The sequence below is a fragment of the Rhizobium laguerreae genome (assembly GCF_002008165.1).
Classification (GTDB): domain Bacteria; phylum Pseudomonadota; class Alphaproteobacteria; order Rhizobiales; family Rhizobiaceae; genus Rhizobium; species Rhizobium laguerreae.
Genome location: NZ_MRDM01000002.1, coordinates 614025 through 631981 on the forward strand (window position 1 = coordinate 614025; position 17957 = coordinate 631981).

The 17957-nt window shown below is 60.8% G+C and carries 13 protein-coding genes; 11 read left to right on the plus strand and 2 right to left on the minus strand.

Annotated elements, in window-relative coordinates; genetic code table 11:
• Positions 1 to 3 precede the first annotated feature (3 nt).
• The 10 genes from nuoL (at position 4) to BS630_RS03375 (ending at position 12159) form a co-directional block, all read left to right on the plus strand.
• A complete protein-coding gene (nuoL, locus tag BS630_RS03330; protein ID WP_077976233.1) occupies positions 4 to 2004 on the plus strand; it encodes an NADH-quinone oxidoreductase subunit L in 2001 nt (666 codons plus the stop codon).
• Complete coding sequence (locus BS630_RS03335; RefSeq protein WP_077976234.1) at positions 2004 to 3515, plus strand: NADH-quinone oxidoreductase subunit M; 1512 nt, start codon at positions 2004 to 2006, stop codon at positions 3513 to 3515. Before nuoL ends, BS630_RS03335 begins: the two co-directional genes overlap by 1 nt.
• 18 nt (positions 3516 to 3533) lie before the next feature.
• Positions 3534 to 4979 (plus strand): NADH-quinone oxidoreductase subunit NuoN, encoded by a 1446-nt coding sequence (gene nuoN / locus BS630_RS03340; RefSeq protein WP_025394102.1) that lies wholly within the window; start codon positions 3534 to 3536, stop codon positions 4977 to 4979.
• Complete coding sequence (locus BS630_RS03345) at positions 4979 to 5743, plus strand: biotin--[acetyl-CoA-carboxylase] ligase (protein ID WP_077976235.1); 765 nt, start codon at positions 4979 to 4981, stop codon at positions 5741 to 5743. Before nuoN ends, BS630_RS03345 begins: the two co-directional genes overlap by 1 nt.
• 17 nt (positions 5744 to 5760) lie before the next feature.
• On the plus strand, positions 5761 to 7431 hold the full coding sequence (locus BS630_RS03350; protein ID WP_077976236.1) for a ribonuclease J: 1671 nt from the start codon (positions 5761 to 5763) through the stop codon (positions 7429 to 7431).
• Positions 7432 to 7433: 2 nt separating this feature from the next.
• A complete protein-coding gene (mce, locus tag BS630_RS03355) occupies positions 7434 to 7838 on the plus strand; it encodes a methylmalonyl-CoA epimerase (protein WP_018494112.1) in 405 nt (134 codons plus the stop codon).
• A gap of 113 nt (positions 7839 to 7951) precedes the next feature.
• Positions 7952 to 8227: a DUF1467 family protein gene (locus BS630_RS03360; protein WP_077976237.1), complete on the plus strand. Its 276-nt coding sequence runs from the start codon at positions 7952 to 7954 to the stop codon at positions 8225 to 8227.
• Between the two features lie 591 nt (positions 8228 to 8818).
• Entirely contained in the window at positions 8819 to 10141 is a 1323-nt protein-coding gene (gene proS, locus BS630_RS03365) for a proline--tRNA ligase (protein ID WP_077976238.1), read from the plus strand.
• Between the two features lie 15 nt (positions 10142 to 10156).
• The gene (locus tag BS630_RS03370) at positions 10157 to 11461 is read left to right on the plus strand and encodes a lipoprotein-releasing ABC transporter permease subunit (protein ID WP_077976239.1); all 1305 of its coding nucleotides are present in this window, start codon (positions 10157 to 10159) and stop codon (positions 11459 to 11461) included.
• 14 nt (positions 11462 to 11475) lie between these two features.
• The gene (locus tag BS630_RS03375) at positions 11476 to 12159 is read left to right on the plus strand and encodes an ABC transporter ATP-binding protein (protein WP_025394108.1); all 684 of its coding nucleotides are present in this window, start codon (positions 11476 to 11478) and stop codon (positions 12157 to 12159) included.
• Positions 12160 to 12172: 13 nt separating this feature from the next.
• Here BS630_RS03375 and BS630_RS03380 read toward each other — a convergent pair whose 3' ends face one another.
• The gene (locus BS630_RS03380) at positions 12173 to 12637 is read right to left on the minus strand and encodes a DUF5680 domain-containing protein (RefSeq protein WP_077976240.1); all 465 of its coding nucleotides are present in this window, start codon (positions 12635 to 12637) and stop codon (positions 12173 to 12175) included.
• A gap of 505 nt (positions 12638 to 13142) precedes the next feature.
• On the opposite strand from BS630_RS03380, the gene dnaE reads away from it, so the two are divergent.
• A complete protein-coding gene (gene dnaE, locus BS630_RS03385) occupies positions 13143 to 16640 on the plus strand; it encodes a DNA polymerase III subunit alpha (protein ID WP_077976241.1) in 3498 nt (1165 codons plus the stop codon).
• Here the strand turns inward: dnaE and BS630_RS03390 are convergent, their stop codons facing one another.
• On the minus strand, positions 16641 to 17897 hold the full coding sequence (locus BS630_RS03390) for a L,D-transpeptidase family protein (protein WP_077976242.1): 1257 nt from the start codon (positions 17895 to 17897) through the stop codon (positions 16641 to 16643).
• Between the last annotated feature and the right edge of the window lie 60 nt (positions 17898 to 17957).

Genomic DNA, 17957 nt, shown 5'->3' on the forward strand with positions numbered 1-17957 from the left:
CTCATGTTCCTCTATAAGGCTATCGTCTTTCTTCCCTTGATCGGTGCGATCGTCGCCGGCCTTTTTGGCCGCGCGATCGGCGCCAAGGCTTCGGAATACGTCACCAGCGGCCTGATGATCATCGCCGCCATCCTGTCCTGGGTCGTCTTCTTCACCGTCGGCATGGGCCATGCCGAAGGCGGTCCGATCAAGGTCGAGGTGCTGCGCTGGATCCAGTCCGGCGGCATCGACGTCTCCTGGTCGCTGCGAGTGGATACGCTGACGTCAGTGATGCTGATCGTCGTCAACACGGTCTCGACGCTGGTGCATGTCTATTCGATCGGCTACATGCACACCGATCCGCATCGCCCGCGCTTCTTCGCCTATCTCTCGCTCTTCACCTTCGCCATGCTGATGCTGGTGACCGCTGACAACCTCGCCCAGATGTTCTTCGGCTGGGAAGGTGTCGGTCTCGCCTCCTATCTGCTGATCGGCTTCTGGTTCAAGAAGCCCTCGGCGACGGCCGCGGCGATGAAGGCCTTCATCGTCAACCGTGTCGGCGACTTCGGCTTCGTGCTGGGCATTGCCGGCGTCTTCGTGCTGTTCGGCTCGATCAACCTCGACACGATCTTCGCCAATGCCTCGAACTTCGCCCCGCATGAAGGCGGCGGCGAAGCGGGCGAGGTGATCCTCAATCTCTTCGGCATGCAGCTCGACAAGGCGCATGCGCTGACCGGTATCTGCCTGCTGCTTTTCATGGGTGCGATGGGCAAGTCGGCGCAGTTCCTGCTGCACACCTGGCTGCCGGACGCCATGGAAGGCCCGACCCCGGTCTCGGCCCTCATCCATGCCGCCACCATGGTCACCGCCGGCGTCTTCCTCGTTGCCCGCATGTCGCCGCTCTTCGAACTGTCGCACGATGCGCTGGTTGTCGTCACCGTGATCGGCGCGATCACCGCCTTCTTCGCGGCAACCGTCGCTCTCGTGCAGAACGACATCAAGCGTGTCATCGCCTATTCCACCTGCTCGCAGCTCGGCTATATGTTCGTGGCACTGGGAGCCGGGGCCTATGGCGCAGCGATCTTCCATCTCTTCACCCACGCCTTCTTCAAGGCGCTGCTCTTCCTCTGCGCCGGCTCGGTCATCCATGCCGTCGATGGTGAGCAGGACATGCGCTACATGGGCGGCCTGTGGCCGCATATTAAAGTTACTGCGGTGCTGATGATCATCGGCACGCTGGCAATCACCGGCGTCGGCATTCCTTTCACGCCGATCGGCTTTGCCGGCTTCTTCTCCAAGGACGTGATCATCGAGGCGACTTATGCATCGCATTCGCCGGTCTCGGGCTTCGCCTTCGCGCTGCTGGTCATCGCGGCTCTGTTCACCAGCTTCTATTCCTGGCGCCTGATCTTCATGACCTTCTTCGGCAAGCCGCGCGCCTCGCACGAGGTGATGCACCACGTGCATGAGTCTCCGCAGGTCATGCTTGTGCCGCTCTATCTCCTGGCGATCGGTGCGGTGCTTGCAGGCGTGATCTTCGAAGGCCGGTTCTATGGCGAGGAATATGCCGAGTTCTGGAAGGGTGCGCTCTTTACCGGCGCCGAGAACGAACTGGTCGAAGAGTTCCACCATGTTCCGGCGCTGGTGGCTTTGAGCCCGTTCATCGCCATGGTGCTCGGTTTCGTCACTGCCTGGTACATGTATATCCGCTCGCCGCAGACGCCGCGTATCCTCGCGCAGCAGCACCGCGTGCTCTACAAGTTCCTGTTGAACAAGTGGTATTTCGACGAACTCTACGACTTCCTTTTCGTCCGCTCCGCCAAGGCGCTCGGCCGCTTCCTGTGGAAGAAGGGTGATGTCGGCGTCATCGACACCTACGGCCCGAACGGCGTCGCCGCCCGCGTCGTCGCCGTCACCGATCGCGTGGTCCGCCTGCAGACCGGTTACCTCTATCACTACGCCTTCGCCATGCTGATCGGCATTGCGGCGCTCGTTACCTGGATGATGCTCGGGAGTTCCTTCTGATGACCGATTGGCCTATTCTTTCAACGGTCACCTTCCTGCCGCTCGTCGGCGTGGTGCTCCTGCTGCTGATGAACGGCGAGAGCGAAACCGGCCGGAAGAACGTGCTGTGGATCTCGCTGATCACCACCGTCTTCACCTTCGTCGTCTCGCTCGTAATCTGGATCGGCTTCGACAATGCCAATCCCGGCTTCCAGATGGTCGAGAAGCATAATTGGCTCGGCACCGGCATTGGCTATCACGTCGGCGTCGACGGCATCTCGATGCTGTTCGTCATCCTGTCGACCTTCCTCATGCCCTTCTGTGTGCTGGCGAGCTGGCTCTCGATCGAGAAGCGCCTGAAGGAATACATGATCGCCTTCCTCATCCTCGAAACGATGATGATCGGCGTCTTTGTCTCGCTCGATATCGTGCTCTTCTACGTCTTCTTCGAGGCGGGCCTCATTCCGATGTTCCTGATCATCGGCGTCTGGGGCGGCAAGGACCGCGTCTATGCGAGCTACAAGTTCTTCCTCTATACGCTGCTCGGCTCGGTGCTGATGCTGCTCGCCATCATGGCGATGTACTGGCAGGCCGGCACGACCGATATTACCGCACTGCTCGCCTACAAGTTCCCGCCGGCGCTGCAGACCTGGTTATGGCTTGCCTTCTTCGCCTCCTTCGCGGTGAAGATGCCGATGTGGCCCGTCCATACCTGGCTTCCCGATGCCCACGTTCAGGCGCCGACGGCTGGCTCGGTGATCCTGGCCGGCGTGCTTTTGAAGCTCGGCGGCTACGGTCTCATCCGTTTCTCGCTCGGCATGTTCCCGGTCGCGTCCGATTATTTCGCGCCGCTCGTCTTTGCCATGTCCGTCATCGCCATCATCTACACCTCTCTGGTGGCGATGATGCAGGACGATATCAAGAAGCTGATCGCCTATTCCTCCGTGGCCCACATGGGCTACGTGACCATGGGCATCTTTGCTGCTAACATGCAGGGCGTCCAGGGCTCGATCTTCCAGATGCTCTCGCACGGCATCGTCTCCGGCGCGCTCTTCCTCTGCGTCGGCGTCGTCTACGACCGCACCCACACCCGCGAGATCAACGCCTATGGTGGCCTGGTCAACAATATGCCGAAATATGCCGTGGCGATGATGGTCTTCACCATGGCCAATGTCGGGCTTCCCGGCACGTCGGGCTTCGTCGGCGAATTCCTGACGCTGATCGGTGTCTTCCGGGTCAATACCTGGGTAGCGCTCTTTGCCGCCACCGGCGTCATCCTCTCGGCCGCTTACGCGCTCTGGCTTTATCGCCGGGTGCTCTTCGGCGCGCTGGAAAAGGAAAAGCTGAAGGCGCTGCTCGATCTTTCTCCACGCGAGCAGTTGATCCTCTACCCGCTGGTCGCGCTGACTATCTTCTTCGGCGTTTATCCTGCTCCGGTCTTCGATGCGACAGCCGCCTCGGTGGATCTGCTGGTCAACAACTACACGGCCGCCGTGCACGCAGCGCAGAACGTTGCGCTGTCGATGAAATGATGACGGGACTTATTGGACATGACCGCTGAAACAATTCTCCTCAGTCTGCATCTTTCCGCGCCGGAGCTCATCCTCGCGGTCGGCGCCCTTGTCCTGTTGATGGTCGGCGTCTTCTCCGGCGAGCGGTCGGGCCTTCTCGTCACCGGCCTCGCCATCGTCCTGCTGCTGGCCTCCGGCCTGTGGCTGCTCTTCGTGCCCGCAGAAGGCCTTGCCTATGGCGGGGTCTACATGGCCGACGGCTTCTCGCGCTTCATGAAGCTGGTGGCGCTGATCGGTTCGCTGGTCGCCATCTTCATGTCGATCGGCCATGCCCGCGAAAATCAGCTCGACAAGTTCGAGTTCCCGGTTCTCCTGGTGCTTGCGACCCTCGGCATCCTGCTGATGATCTCGGCCAACGACCTGATCTCGCTCTATCTGGCGTTGGAACTGCAGTCGCTGGCGCTCTACGTCGTCGCCGCGATCAACCGCGACAGCCTGAAATCGACCGAAGCCGGCCTGAAATATTTCGTCCTCGGCGCGCTTTCCTCCGGCATGCTGCTCTATGGCATGTCGCTGGTCTACGGCTTCACCGGCCACACCCACTTCTCCGAAATTGCCCAGGCGCTGTCCGTCGAGGGCGCGCGTTCGCTCGGCCTGATCTTCGGCCTGGTCTTCATCCTCGCCGGCATCGCCTTCAAGATCTCGGCCGTTCCCTTCCATATGTGGACGCCGGATGTTTACGAAGGTGCGCCGACACCCGTCACCGCCTTCCTGGCCGCAGCACCCAAGGTCGCCGCCATGGCGATGATGACCCGTATCGTCATCACCGCCTTCCAGCCGGTTCTGGCGGACTGGCAGCAGGTCGTCGTCTTCATCTCGATCGCCTCGATGCTGCTCGGTTCGTTTGCGGCGATCGGCCAGAAGAATATCAAGCGGCTGATGGCCTATTCCTCGATCGGCCACATGGGTTATGCGCTGGTCGGTCTTGCCGCCGGCAACCAGACCGGCGTCACCGGCGTGATGCTCTATATGGTCATTTACATGGTGATGACGCTCGGTAGCTTTGCGATCATCATGTCGATGCGCCGCAAGGACGGCACCGTCGTCGAGAATGTCGACGATCTCGCCGGCCTCTCTACAACCAACCCGTTCATGGCCGTTGTGCTGACGGCGCTGATGTTCTCGCTTGCCGGCATCCCGCCGCTCGCCGGCTTCTTCGCGAAGTACTTCGTCTTCGTTGCCGCCATCGAAGCCAAGCTCTATGCGCTCGCCATCATCGGTGTTCTCGCTTCGGTCGTCGGCGCCTACTACTATCTGCGTGTCATCAAGCTGATGTGGTTCGATGAGGCGACCGGCGAATTCGCCCGTGTCTCCGGAGCGCTGCGTCTGGTCTTCGGTCTCTCCGGTCTCTTCGTCACCGCCTATGTCCTCATCGGCGGCCCGATCGGCGGCGCGGCAGAGCTTGCCGCTGCGACGCTCTTTTGATGGCTTCCGACGGACGGCGCCGGATATCGCTCGGCGATTTCAGGCACGAGGCTCTGTCGGAAACATCGTCTACCAATAGCGAATGCCTCGCCCGGGCTCGGGCGGGCGATGGCGGCAATCTCTGGGTGACCGCCGAGAGGCAGACGGGCGGCCGCGGCCGCCGCGGTAGGCTCTGGGTTTCCGAGCGCGGCAATCTCTACGCCTCCCTTCTTCTGATCGACCCGGCGCCGATGGAGCGCCTTGGTTCTCTGCCGCTGGCGATCGCCGTTGCCGTGCACCAGGCGATCCGCAGGGTGCTGCCACTGGGCGCCGAGCCGCTCGAGGTCAAATGGCCGAACGATATCCTCATCGGCCGAAAGAAGACCTGCGGCATCCTCGTCGAAGGCGAGGGGCTGCCGGACGGACGTTACGCGCTGATCGTCGGCATCGGCATCAATATCTCGGTGATGCCCGACAATCCGCTCTACCCCGTTACCTGCCTGCGCCAGCAGGGAAGTGCGGCGTCGCCGGAGGAACTCTTCGCGCATCTCTTCGCCGCCACGGCGGAAGTGCTTGAAATATGGGACGAGGGCCGCGGCATCGGCGAGATCACGGCGCTCTGGCGCGCGATCGCCTGCGGCATCGGCGAAAAGATTACGGTCAATTTGCCGGACCGATCGATTTCCGGACAATTCGCCGGAATTAATGATAATGGCTTGTTGATGCTCGATACCGGCGCTGGCAGGATAATGCCCATTGCTGCCGGTGATGTGTTTTTTGGATAGCGGAAAAAACGAAAATTATGGCGAAACAGGACGAACTGGTATTCCTGCCTCTGGGCGGTGTCGGTGAGATTGGCATGAATCTCGCTCTCTACGGCTACGGCCCGCCCGAGCATCGCCAGTGGATCATGGTCGATTGTGGCGTCACTTTTCCGGGGCCAGACCTGCCGGGTGTCGACCTCGTATTGCCCGATATCCGCTTCCTCGCCAGCGAACGAAAGAACCTCAAGGCGATCATCATCACCCATGCGCATGAAGACCATTATGGTGCGCTCGCCGACCTCTGGCCCGGCCTCAACGTGCCGGTCTATGCCTCTGGTTTTACCGCTGGTCTGTTGGAAGCCAAGCGCAATTTCGAGAAGGCTAAGATCGGCGAAGTGCCGGTGACGCCGTTCAAGGCCGGCGATACGATCAATGTCGGCCCCTTCAGCATCGAAGGCGTCGCCGTCAACCATTCGATCCCCGAGCCGATGTCGCTGATGATCCGCACGCCGGTCGGCAATGTCATCCATACCGGTGACTGGAAGATCGACCACGAGCCTTCGCTCGGGCCCCTGACTGACGAGACGCGTTTCCGCCAGCTCGGCGACGAGGGCGTGCTGGCGCTGATGTGCGACTCCACCAATGCGCTGCGCGACGGCGTCTCGCCCTCCGAGAAGGATGTGTCCGAAAGCCTGCGCAAGATCATCGAGGATGCCGAGGGCCGGGTGGCGATCACCACCTTCTCGTCGAATGTCGGGCGTATCCGCACCGTAGCCGAGGCGGCCGAGGCGGCAGGCCGCGAAGTGCTGCTGCTCGGCAGTTCGCTGAAGCGCGTCGTCGACGTCGCCCAGGATGTCGGTCTCATGGAAGGCGTGAAGCCCTTCATCTCCGAGGAGGAATACGGCTATATCCCGCGTGACAAGGTCGTCGTCATCCTCACCGGCAGCCAGGGCGAGGCGCGGGCAGCCCTTGCCAAGCTCTCCCGGGACGAGATGCGCAATGTGGCCTTTGCGGCGGGCGATATCGTCGTCTTTTCCTCGCGCGCCATTCCCGGCAACGAGAAGGCGATCCAGGACATCAAGAACGGCCTCGTCGAGCAAGGCGTGCACATCATTACGGATACCGAGGCGTTGGTCCACGTTTCCGGCCATCCGCGCCGCAACGAGCTGCAGCGGATGTATGAGTGGACGCGGCCGAAGATCGTCGTGCCGGTGCATGGTGAAGCGATACATCTGACGGCCCACAAGGAGCTTGCCGAGCAATCCGGCATCGCGCTGGTGCCGCGGGTGCGCAATGGCGACATCCTGCGGCTGGCGCCGGGTCCCGTCGAGGTGATCGGCGAGGCGCCGCATGGCCGGATTTATAAGGATGGCACGCTGATCGGCGATTTCGACGAGATGGGTATCGGCGAGCGCAAGAAGCTCTCCTATGTCGGCCATGTCGCGGTCAACGTCGTGCTCGATGCCCGCTATGACATCGTCGGCGAACCCGACCTCATTTCGATCGGCCTGCCGACCTACGATGATGAGGGCGAGGATATGGAGGATACGCTCTTCGACGCGGCGGTCAGCGCCATCGAGAGCATTCCGCGCGCCCGCCGCAAGGATATCGACATGCTGCAGGAGGCCGTGCGCCGCGCTATCCGCTCGGCCGCGAATAACACCTGGGGCAAGAAACCTCTTGTCACCGCCTTCGTTACCAAGGTCTGAGCATGCTCGGCAGGGTCAACCATATCGCCATCGCCGTGCCCGATCTGGCCGCGGCGACGGCGGCCTATCGCGATACGCTGGGTGCTGCCGTATCGCAGCCGCAGGCTCTGCCGGAACACGGCGTCACCGTCGTCTTCGTCGAATTGCCGAACACTAAGGTCGAGTTGCTGCAGCCGCTCGGGGCTACCTCGCCGATCACAGCGTTCCTCGAAAAGAACCCGTCCGGCGGCATGCACCATATCTGCTACGAGGTGGACGATATTCTTCTTGCCCGTGACCGGCTGGTAGAGGCGGGTGCCAGGGTGCTTGGCGATGGCCAGCCGAAGACCGGCGCCCATGGCAAGCCGGTGCTCTTTCTGCATCCCAAAGATTTCTTCGGCACGCTGATCGAACTCGAACAGGCCTGAGCCCTGCTGCGGCAGAGTGACCCGCAGGCGGCTAAACGCTTCGCCCGCTTTGAGCTAGTCGCCATTCTGCCGTATAAGGACGCGATATCAGCGCGGCATCAACGGGAACCACAATGCTCCAGATCTTTCTTCAGGGATTTGCCGTCTACTTCATCATCTGGTGGATGACGCTTTTTGCCGTTCTGCCGATTGGCCTGCGCACCCAGGCGGACGACAACGACGTCGTGCTCGGCACCGTTCCGAGTGCGCCCGCCCGGTTTCGCGCCGCTTTCGTGTTTTCGCTGACGACACTGATCTCGGCTCTGATCTACGGCCTCTGGTATGTCTGCGACACCTATTTCGGCTGGGGCTTCGATGCCCTGCCGCAACTCGCCCCCAGCTTCTACTGAGCATAGCTTTTGCTCAAACTTTGAGCAGATGTAAACCTATCGAAATCGAACTTCGCCATACCACTGTCATGCTGTTGCGGCAAAGAGCTCGCGTAACGGAATGACGGTTATTCCCTTACGGAAGCCCGGCTGGATTTTTGGTTGGGATCAAGGCCGAAAAGCCAAAAAAAAACAAGGCTAAAAGCCTTGTTTTAAGTATCGCGTGATCTGTAACCGTTGCCGGGGCTGCGACGAGCGCGCCTAAGATCTGATCCTCCCAAGACTTGACCGCGAATTCGGCAAGAATTTAACTTCCTGCCTGTTTTGTGAGCTAAAACTAGCTCAAACATTGGGCTTTGTCATCTGCTTTTTTTGCATTTTTGCTACACTCTAGCAAAATTTTTCTGTTGACAAGATTTTCGTTCAAGCCCTTATAAACACGCGCTTTTTCATGCCCTTTCATTTTGCGGGTGCGAACATGCGCTTCCGGGAGGTTGCCGGCATCCGTTGCGGGTTTCCTTCCTGCCGCGAAGCGGCTATGAACGCTCCCGACATTAACAATGGTCTTTCGATTCCGCCTGCTGCGGGATCTCAACTGCTCCGGAATCCGCCATGCGTCTGTCCCGTTATTTCATGCCCATCCTCAAGGAAAACCCCAAGGAGGCGGAAATCGTCTCCCACCGGCTGATGCTGCGTGCCGGCATGATCCGCCAGCAGTCACAGGGCATTTATTCCTGGCTGCCGCTCGGCAAGCGCGTGCTCGACAAGGTCAACGCTATTATCCGCGACGAGCAGAACCGCGCCGGCGCCATCGAGCTGTCGATGCCGACCCTGCAATCGGCCGAACTCTGGCAGGAAAGCGGCCGCTACGACGCCTACGGCAAGGAGATGCTGCGCATCAAGGACCGTCAGGATCGGCCGATGCTCTACGGTCCCACCAACGAAGAGATGGTGACGGATATTTTCCGCTCTTCCGTCAAGTCCTACAAGGACCTGCCGCTCAATCTCTATCATATCCAGCTGAAGTTCCGTGACGAGATCCGTCCGCGCTTCGGCACCATGCGCTCGCGTGAATTCATGATGAAGGATGCCTACTCCTTCGATCTGACGCGCGAAGCGGCGGAGCATTCCTATAACAAGATGTTCGCCGCCTATCTCAGAACCTTCGACCGGCTCGGCCTGCGCGCCATTCCGATGCGCGCCGACACCGGCCCGATCGGCGGTAAGCTCAGCCATGAATTCATTATCCTCGCCGATACCGGCGAATCCGAAGTCTTCTGTCACAAGGATTTCGTCGACTTCGATATTCCTGGCGAACACACCGATTTCGACAGTGTCGAGGGCCTGCAGGCGATCTTCGACAAATGGACCTCGCTCTATGCGGCGACCTCGGAAATGCACGACGAGGCGGCTTTCAACGCCGTTCCCGAAGGTGATCGCCTGTCGGCGCGCGGCATCGAGGTCGGCCATATCTTCTATTTCGGTACGAAGTATTCCGAGCCGATGGGCGCGAAAGTGCAGGGACCTGATGGCAAGGAACACTTCGTTCACATGGGTTCCTACGGTATTGGCCCGACACGCCTTGTTCCCGCCATCATCGAAGCATCGCATGATGATAACGGAATCATCTGGCCGGCATCGGTCGCGCCCTTCGATGTCGTTGTGATCAACATGAAGGCGGGCGATCAGGCCTGTGACGATACCTGCGAGCTGATCTATGCCGCGCTGAGCAAGGCCGGCAAGGATGTGCTCTATGACGATACCGACGACCGGGCCGGCACGAAATTCGCGACCGCCGACCTGATCGGTGTGCCCGTCCAGATCATCGCCGGCCCGCGCGCGGTCGCAAACGGCGAAGTGGAAGTGAAGGACCGCAAGACCGGCGCCCGCGAAACGATGACCATCGAAGCGGCGATCAATCGGTTCGTGGCTTAAGGAAACGGAGGCGAAATGGCAGAGGCAGCAGTGGACCGGAGTTCGAAATCCGGCTTGGGTCCGGCTGGCAAGCCATTTTCCACCTTTGAACGCCTCGTGGCGTGGCGTTATCTGCGCGCCCGCCGCAAGGAAGCCTTCATATCGGTCATCGCCGGCTTCTCCTTCGTCGGCATCATGCTCGGCGTCGCGACGCTGATCATCGTCATGGCCGTGATGAACGGCTTTCGCACCGAGCTCGTCTCGCGCATCCTCGGCATCAACGGCCACATGATCGTCCAGCCGGTCGACGGCCCCTTCACCGATTATCCTGGCCTCAGCAGCAAGCTCGCCGCCGTACCCGGCGTCAAGATGGCGCTACCCCTGGTAGAAGGCCAGGTGCTCGCCTCCGCCCAGGCCGGCGGTAGCACCGGCGCTCTGGTGCGCGGCGCCCGCGCCGAGGACCTGACCAAGCTCAAGACGGTCTCCGACAACATCAAATCAGGCGACATGGTGGGTTATGCCTCCGGCGACGGCGTGCTGATCGGCAGCCGCATGGCCGATCAACTTGGTCTGCGCGTTGGCGATCTCATTACGCTGACGTCACCAGATGGCGACATCACGCCGATGGGCGTCAGCCCTCGCATCAAATCCTACAAAATCTCCGGCCTCTTCGAGATCGGTATGTCGGAATATGATTCCTCGATCATCTTCATGCCCCTCGAGGAAGCGCAGCTCTATTTCAATGCCGAGGGACTGGTGCAGTCGATCGAGCTCTTCGTCGATAACCCCGACGATATCGACGATCTGAGGCCCAAGGTGGAGGAAGCGGCCGGTCGCCAGATCGCCATCACCGACTGGCGCCAACGCAATCAGACCTTCTTCTCGGCGCTGCAGGTCGAGCGCAACGTCATGTTCATGATCCTGACACTGATCGTGCTTGTCGCGGCGCTGAACATCATCTCCGGCCTCATCATGCTGGTGAAGGACAAGGGCAGCGATATCGCCATCCTGCGCACCATGGGCGCCAGCGCCGGCGCGATCATGCGCATCTTCTTCATGACCGGAGCGGCGATCGGCATCGTCGGCACTATTGCCGGTGTGCTGCTCGGCGTTCTCGTCTGCGTCAACATCGAATCCGTCCGCCAGTTCTTCTCCTGGATTTCAGGCACCGTACTCTTCAATCCGCAGGTCTATTTCCTCAGCCAGCTGCCGGCCGAGATGGATCTGAGCGAAACGATCTCGATCGTCGTCATGGCGCTGACGCTCTCCTTCATCGCGACCATTTTCCCCGCCTGGCGTGCCTCCAAGCTCGATCCCGTGCAGGCCCTGCGCTACGAATAAGGAATGCCGCCTTCATGAAACGCAACGTCGTTCTCCAGCTTACCGGCGTCGAGCGCCATTACGGGCAGGGCGGTACGCTGCTCTCGATCCTGAAGGGCGCGGATTTTTCGATATCGAAGGGGGAGATTGTCGCTCTCGTCGCCCCTTCCGGCACCGGCAAGTCGACACTGCTGCATGTCGCCGGCCTGCTGGAGCATCCGGACGGTGGTGAGGTCAACATCAACGGCCATGCCTGTGACGGCCTGAGCGACGAGAAACGCACCGCCATCCGCCGCAGCGAAATCGGCTTCGTCTACCAGTTCCACCACCTGCTGCCGGAATTCTCGGCGCTCGAAAATATCATGATGCCGCAACTGATCGCCGGGCTTTCCTGGAAGGAGGCCGGAGAGCGGGCCGGCCAGCTTCTCGATTATATGCGCATCGGCCATCGTGGCTCGCATCGCCCCGGCGAGCTTTCCGGCGGCGAGCAGCAGCGCGTCGCAATTGCCCGCGCCGTCGCCAATGCGCCGACCCTGCTTCTTGCCGACGAGCCAACCGGCAATCTCGACCCCGAAACGGCAAGCTACGTCTTCGACGCGCTGGAAGCGCTGGTGCGCCAGTCCGGCCTTGCTGCCCTCATCGCCACCCATAATCACGAACTCGCCCGCCGCATGGATCGACGCGTGACGATTTCGGACGGCAAGATCGTCGATTTCTGAGGCCCAGATCACATCAAGGGATGATCAATCCGCCGCGATAGTCGAGTTGATAGGCCTTCTGGCCATCGACCATGATGCATTCGTGGCCGATGAACCGCTCGCAGCCGCCTTCGCTACTGTCGATATAGCGGCCGAACGGATGGTCGAATTCCATCCCGCCAAGAAACCGGCCATCGCGATACATCGCCGAAAGTGCGGCCTTGATCACTGCTCCGGCTGCTGTGCCGTCGATCAGCTTCGCTGCGATGATGCAGCCGAAATAATTCATCGCCCAGGCGGGCTCGTCGGCAAGCCACACCACTTCCTGTCCGGCGAAATCGGTCCCGCCGAAATAGCTGTCGAGATAGCGCCAGTCGCCGCGTTCGTAACCGATATCGTGGGCACCCGGCCGACAGGGCACGCGCGCCACGCCGCCGCCGACATAGGTGGCAGCCTTCGCCTCCACGACGAATTCGTTCAGCATCGCAAGCTCGACCATGTCATTCTCCTCTCGGCCCCGATGCTGGCAAATATGCCGCGGCATGTAAAGAACAAAAAGGGAACATAGGTGAGAAATAAAGAGTCGCCCTGAGGAGGTCTGCCGCCTGAGCACCATTGCCGATCTGCGGCGGATCGGGAAAAGGGCAAGGGTGCTGCCGATAACGTCGAGCGCCGGCCTTTAGCCGATTCGGCGCCTATTTTCCTGGGATTTTCGACCACAAGAAAGAAGGAAAAGATTCCTGTTGACAACAGAACATACATGGAACAAATTGAAAACATAACGAGTAAAGGAGAGACCGATGACTGACATGATCCGTGATATCGCAGCCTTCACCTCCATCGCAATGTTCGTTGCCAGCTTCTCGCTCATCGTCATGGCGCTCTAAAGTTTTCAGGGGATCGCATGGTAATCATGCGGTCCGGACGCGGGACTTCTTCTGGACATCATCGCCCTCTTTGCCGACAATACGTCCGATTCATTCGGGTGATTGGGAAGGCATGTTATGGCGGATACGGCAAAGGGTTCAACGGGTGAGGCGACCGGCGGTGCGCCAGGTTTCATCCATCTGAGGGTCCATTCAGCCTATTCGCTTCTCGAGGGCGCACTGCCGCTGAAGAAGATCCTCTACAAAGCGACCGGCGACAGCCAGCCGGCGATTGCGATTACCGACACCAACAATCTGTTCGTCGCCCTCGAATTCTCCCAGAAGGCGATGGAAGACGGCCTGCAGCCGATCATCGGCTGTCAGGTCTCGATCGATATGGGAGACGGGTTGGAAACGGAAAAGCGCGGCGGCCAGCAGGCCCTGGTCAAGCTGCCGTCGATCGTTCTTCTTGCCGCAACGGATGCCGGTTACGAACGCCTGGTCGATCTCGTCAGCCGGGCCTATCTCGGCGGCGAGAGCAACCAGGCTGTTCATATCAGCTCCTCCTGGCTGGAGGAGGCAGGCACGGAAGGACTGATCGCATTGAGCGGCGCCTTGACCGGGCCGGTTGACGTGGCGATCAAGGAAGGCCATCCCGCTCAGGCGGAAGTCCGGCTGCTCACGCTGAAGCGTCTCTTCGGCGACAGGCTCTATGTCGAGCTGCAACGGCACGGCACTTACGACAAGCGGCACGAGCAGAAGATTATCGGGCTCGCCTACGCCCACGACCTGCCGCTGGTTGCGACCAACGAGGCCTTTTTTCCGACCCGCGACGATTACGACGCCCATGATGCGCTGATGGCGGTCGCGCACAACGCCATAGTCTCCGACGACAGCCGCTTTCGCCTGACGCCGGATCACTATCTGAAGAGCCGGGCCGAGATGGTCAAGCTTTTCGCCGACCTGCCGGAAGCACTGGAAAATACGATCGAGATTGCCACGCGCTGCTCCTTCGTGCTGAAGACGCGAAAGCCGATCCTGCCACGCTTCACCGGTGCGACCGACGATGCCGAGGAGGCCGAACGCGCCGAGGCGGGCGAGCTGCGCCGCCAGGCGGTCGAAGGACTGGACATGCGGCTTGCAACGCTCGGCATGTCGCCGGGTTACGAGGAAAAGGACTATCGCGAACGGCTGGATTTCGAGCTCAGCGTCATCGAGCGCATGCGTTTTCCCGGTTACTTCCTGATCGTTGCCGACTTCATCAAATGGGCCAAGCAGCATGACATTCCGGTCGGTCCCGGCCGCGGTTCGGGCGCCGGTTCGCTGGTTGCCTATGCCTTGACGATCACCGACGTCGATCCCTTGCGTTTTTCGCTGCTCTTCGAGCGCTTCCTCAATCCGGAACGCGTCTCGATGCCGGACTTCGACATCGACTTTTGCCAGGATCGCCGCGAAGAGGTGATCCGCTACGTCCAGGCCAAGTATGGCCGCGAGCAGGTGGCGCAGATCATCACCTTCGGTTCGCTGCAGGCACGCGCCGCCCTTCGCGACGTCGGCCGCGTGCTGGAAATGCCCTACGGCCAGGTCGACAAGATCTGCAAACTCGTGCCGAACAACCCGGCCAACCCGACGCCGCTGTCCAAAGCGATCGAGGAAGAGCCGAAACTGCAGGAGGAGGCGGCAAAGGAACCGGTTGTCGCGCGCCTGCTCGACATCGCCCAGAAGATCGAGGGGCTTTACCGCCATGCCTCGACCCATGCCGCCGGCATCGTCATCGGTGACCGGCCACTTTCCAAGCTCGTGCCGATGTATCGCGATCCGCGTTCGGATATGCCGGTTACCCAGTTCAACATGAAATGGGTGGAGCAGGCGGGCCTCGTCAAATTCGACTTCCTCGGCCTGAAGACGCTGACGGTGCTGAAGGTCGCCGTCGATTTCGTCGCCAAGCTCGGCGTCAAGGTCGATCTCGCGGCCATTCCTCTCGACGACAAGAAAACCTACGAGATGCTGTCGCGCGGCGAGACGGTCGGCGTGTTCCAGGTGGAAAGTGCCGGCATGCGCAAGGCGCTGATCGGCATGAAGCCGGACTGCATCGAGGACATCATCGCGCTGGTGGCGCTCTATCGTCCCGGCCCGATGGAGAATATCCCGACCTACAATGCCCGCAAGCACGGCGACGAAGAGCTGGAATCGATCCATCCGATGATCGACCACCTGCTCAAGGAAACGCAAGGCGTCATCGTCTATCAGGAACAGGTGATGCAGATCGCCCAGGTACTATCAGGCTATTCGCTTGGCGAAGCCGACCTTCTGCGCCGCGCCATGGGCAAGAAGATCAAGGCCGAGATGGACCAGCAGCGCGAACGCTTTGTCGTTGGCGCGGTCAAGAATGGTGTGTCGAAACCGCAGGCCGACAATATCTTCGAACTGCTGGCGAAGTTCGCCAATTACGGCTTCAACAAGTCGCATGCCGCCGCCTATGCCATCGTCTCCTACCAGACGGCCTACATGAAGGCGCATTATCCGGTCGAATTCCTCGCCGCCTCGATGACGCTCGACATGTCCAACACGGAAAAGGTCAATGATTTCCGTCAGGATGCCAAGCGCCTCGGCATCGAGGTGATCGCACCCTCGGTGCAGACCTCCTTCCGCCATTTCGAGACCGGCGACAACCGCATCTATTACGCGCTCGCCGCACTCAAGGGCGTCGGCGAATCCGCCGTCGACCATATCGTCGAGGTGCGTGGCGACAAGCCCTTTGCCAGCATTGAGGATTTCTGCCTGCGCATCGATCCGCGCCAGGTCAATCGTCGCGTGCTCGAAAGCCTGATCTATGCCGGCGCCTTCGATTGTTTCGACATGGACCGCGCCCAGCTGGCAGCCGGCCTCGACCGTGTTCTCGGTTATGCCCAGCGCGCCCAGGAGAACAAGCTGAGCGGCCAGTCGGACATTTTCGGCAGTACGCTGACGTCGGGGCCCGAGAAGATCTCCCTGCCGCCGTTCTCGCCGTGGCTCCCCTCTGAGCGGCTGCTCAAGGAATTCCAGGTGCTGGGCTTTTATCTGACAGCCCACCCGCTCGATTCCTACAACAACATCCTGCAGAAGATGCGGGTGCAGACCTTTGCCGAGTTTTCCGCCGCCATCAAACAGGGCGCGGCCAATGCGCGGCTTGCCGGTACCGTCATCTCGAAGCAGGAGCGCAAGACTCGCACCGGCAACAAGATGGGCATCATCGTCTTTTCGGATTCTTCAGGCCAGTTCGAAGCGGTGCTGTTTTCGGAAATGCTGAACCAGTATCGCGATGTGCTCGAGTCGGGAAAATCTTTTGTGCTGACCGCGACGGGCGAGGAGCGGCCGGAGGGCATCGGCCTGCGCATCCAGACGATCCAGTCGCTGGAGGAAAAGTCGCTGCAGATGCAGAAGGCGCTGCGCGTCTATGTCCGCGATTCTGGACCGCTGCGGATGGTCGCCGGCCATCTGAACGCCAAGGGTGACGGCCTCGTCTCCTTCATCGTCATCAAGGAGGATGGCAAACGCGAGGTGGAAGTGGCGCTGTCGGAGAAATACCGCATCACGCCGGAGATTGCCGCCGCCCTTCGCGCCGCCCCCGGCGTCGTCGACGTCGAGCTCGTCTGATCACCCGCGGGTGATGGTGATGAAATCCGTGCCTTCGCCGGTCTCCCGGCCGAGGCCGGTATCGGAGATCGTCAGCGTCGAGCCCGGCGCGATGAGGGCGTCGATCTTGCGGCGGGTCTCATCGGGGATGGCAATCCGGCTGAGCGAACGGGCGATCGGCTTGCCTGTGATGATCGAGCTTTCCTGATTGGTGATGCCGAGCCGCTTCATCGTTTCGCGGGAGAGATTGTTCTCGAGCGTGATAGCGAACCAGTCCGCCGTGCCGGCCTTTGCATCGACGGCATGCAACGTGAAGAAATGCGTGCCAAGCGCCAATCCCGGATCGGCGATCGTCACCGGCGCTTCGAAGAGGGGCTTGAAGGCCTGCCGCACCATAATGACGCCGTTCGGCGGCTCGCCCTTGCCTGCCGCGGCATAGACTTCCCTGAGGAGCGTGTCTGAGACCAGGTTCCTGTCGGCGGCGAATTCCGTCGGCCGCAATGTCTTGAAAGCCTTGATCGCCTGCACGGTCGACGGACCAAGCAAGCCGTCCGGATTGCCGGCGGAAAAGCCGAGCTGGTTGAGTAGGGTCTGGATGTCGATCACCGTCTCGCGCAGTGTCCGTCGCGTAACGAGCATGCTGATCGGCTCGGACGGCGGCTCGGGTTCGGGCGCTGCAATCGGCGGCACGGCCGGCATCGGCATCGCAGCCGTGTCGTTCATCGCCACCTGTACCGGCTCCCCGAGGCCGTCGGGCATGGAAGGCCGCAGCTCGACATCCGAAAGCAGCGGCATCGCCGCCGGTGCTTGCCGATGGAAAAGCGTCGGATGGTCGATCGGTTGCGGCGCCAGTTCACCGTCGCTGATAATGACGGGGACACCGCGGTCGGTCATCCCATAGAGCATTTTTGCGAAGGCGCCGGGCATGCGCACGCAGCCATGCGAGGCCGGATAACGCGGCACCGAATTGGATTCGTGCAGCGCGATGCCGGACCAGGTCAGCCGTTGCATGAACGGCATCGGGGCGTTGGAATAGAGATTGGATTCGTGGTATTTCTGCTTTTCCAGCACCGAAAATATGCCGCTCGGCGTCGTGTGGCCGTCCTTGCCGGTCGAGACCTTCGAGGTCGCGACGACCTCGGTGCCATCATAGACCGCAAGCGACTGCTTGTCCTTCGAGACGATGATCTGCAGCGTGCGCGCATCCACGGCAAGAGCGGGGTGCACGAGTGCGGTGGCCGACAGCAAGCCGAGGCCGAAGACGAGACGCGAGAACATGATACCCAACCATACGCAATACTTGCCCGGCACATTATGGGACGAAGTTTAACGAAGATT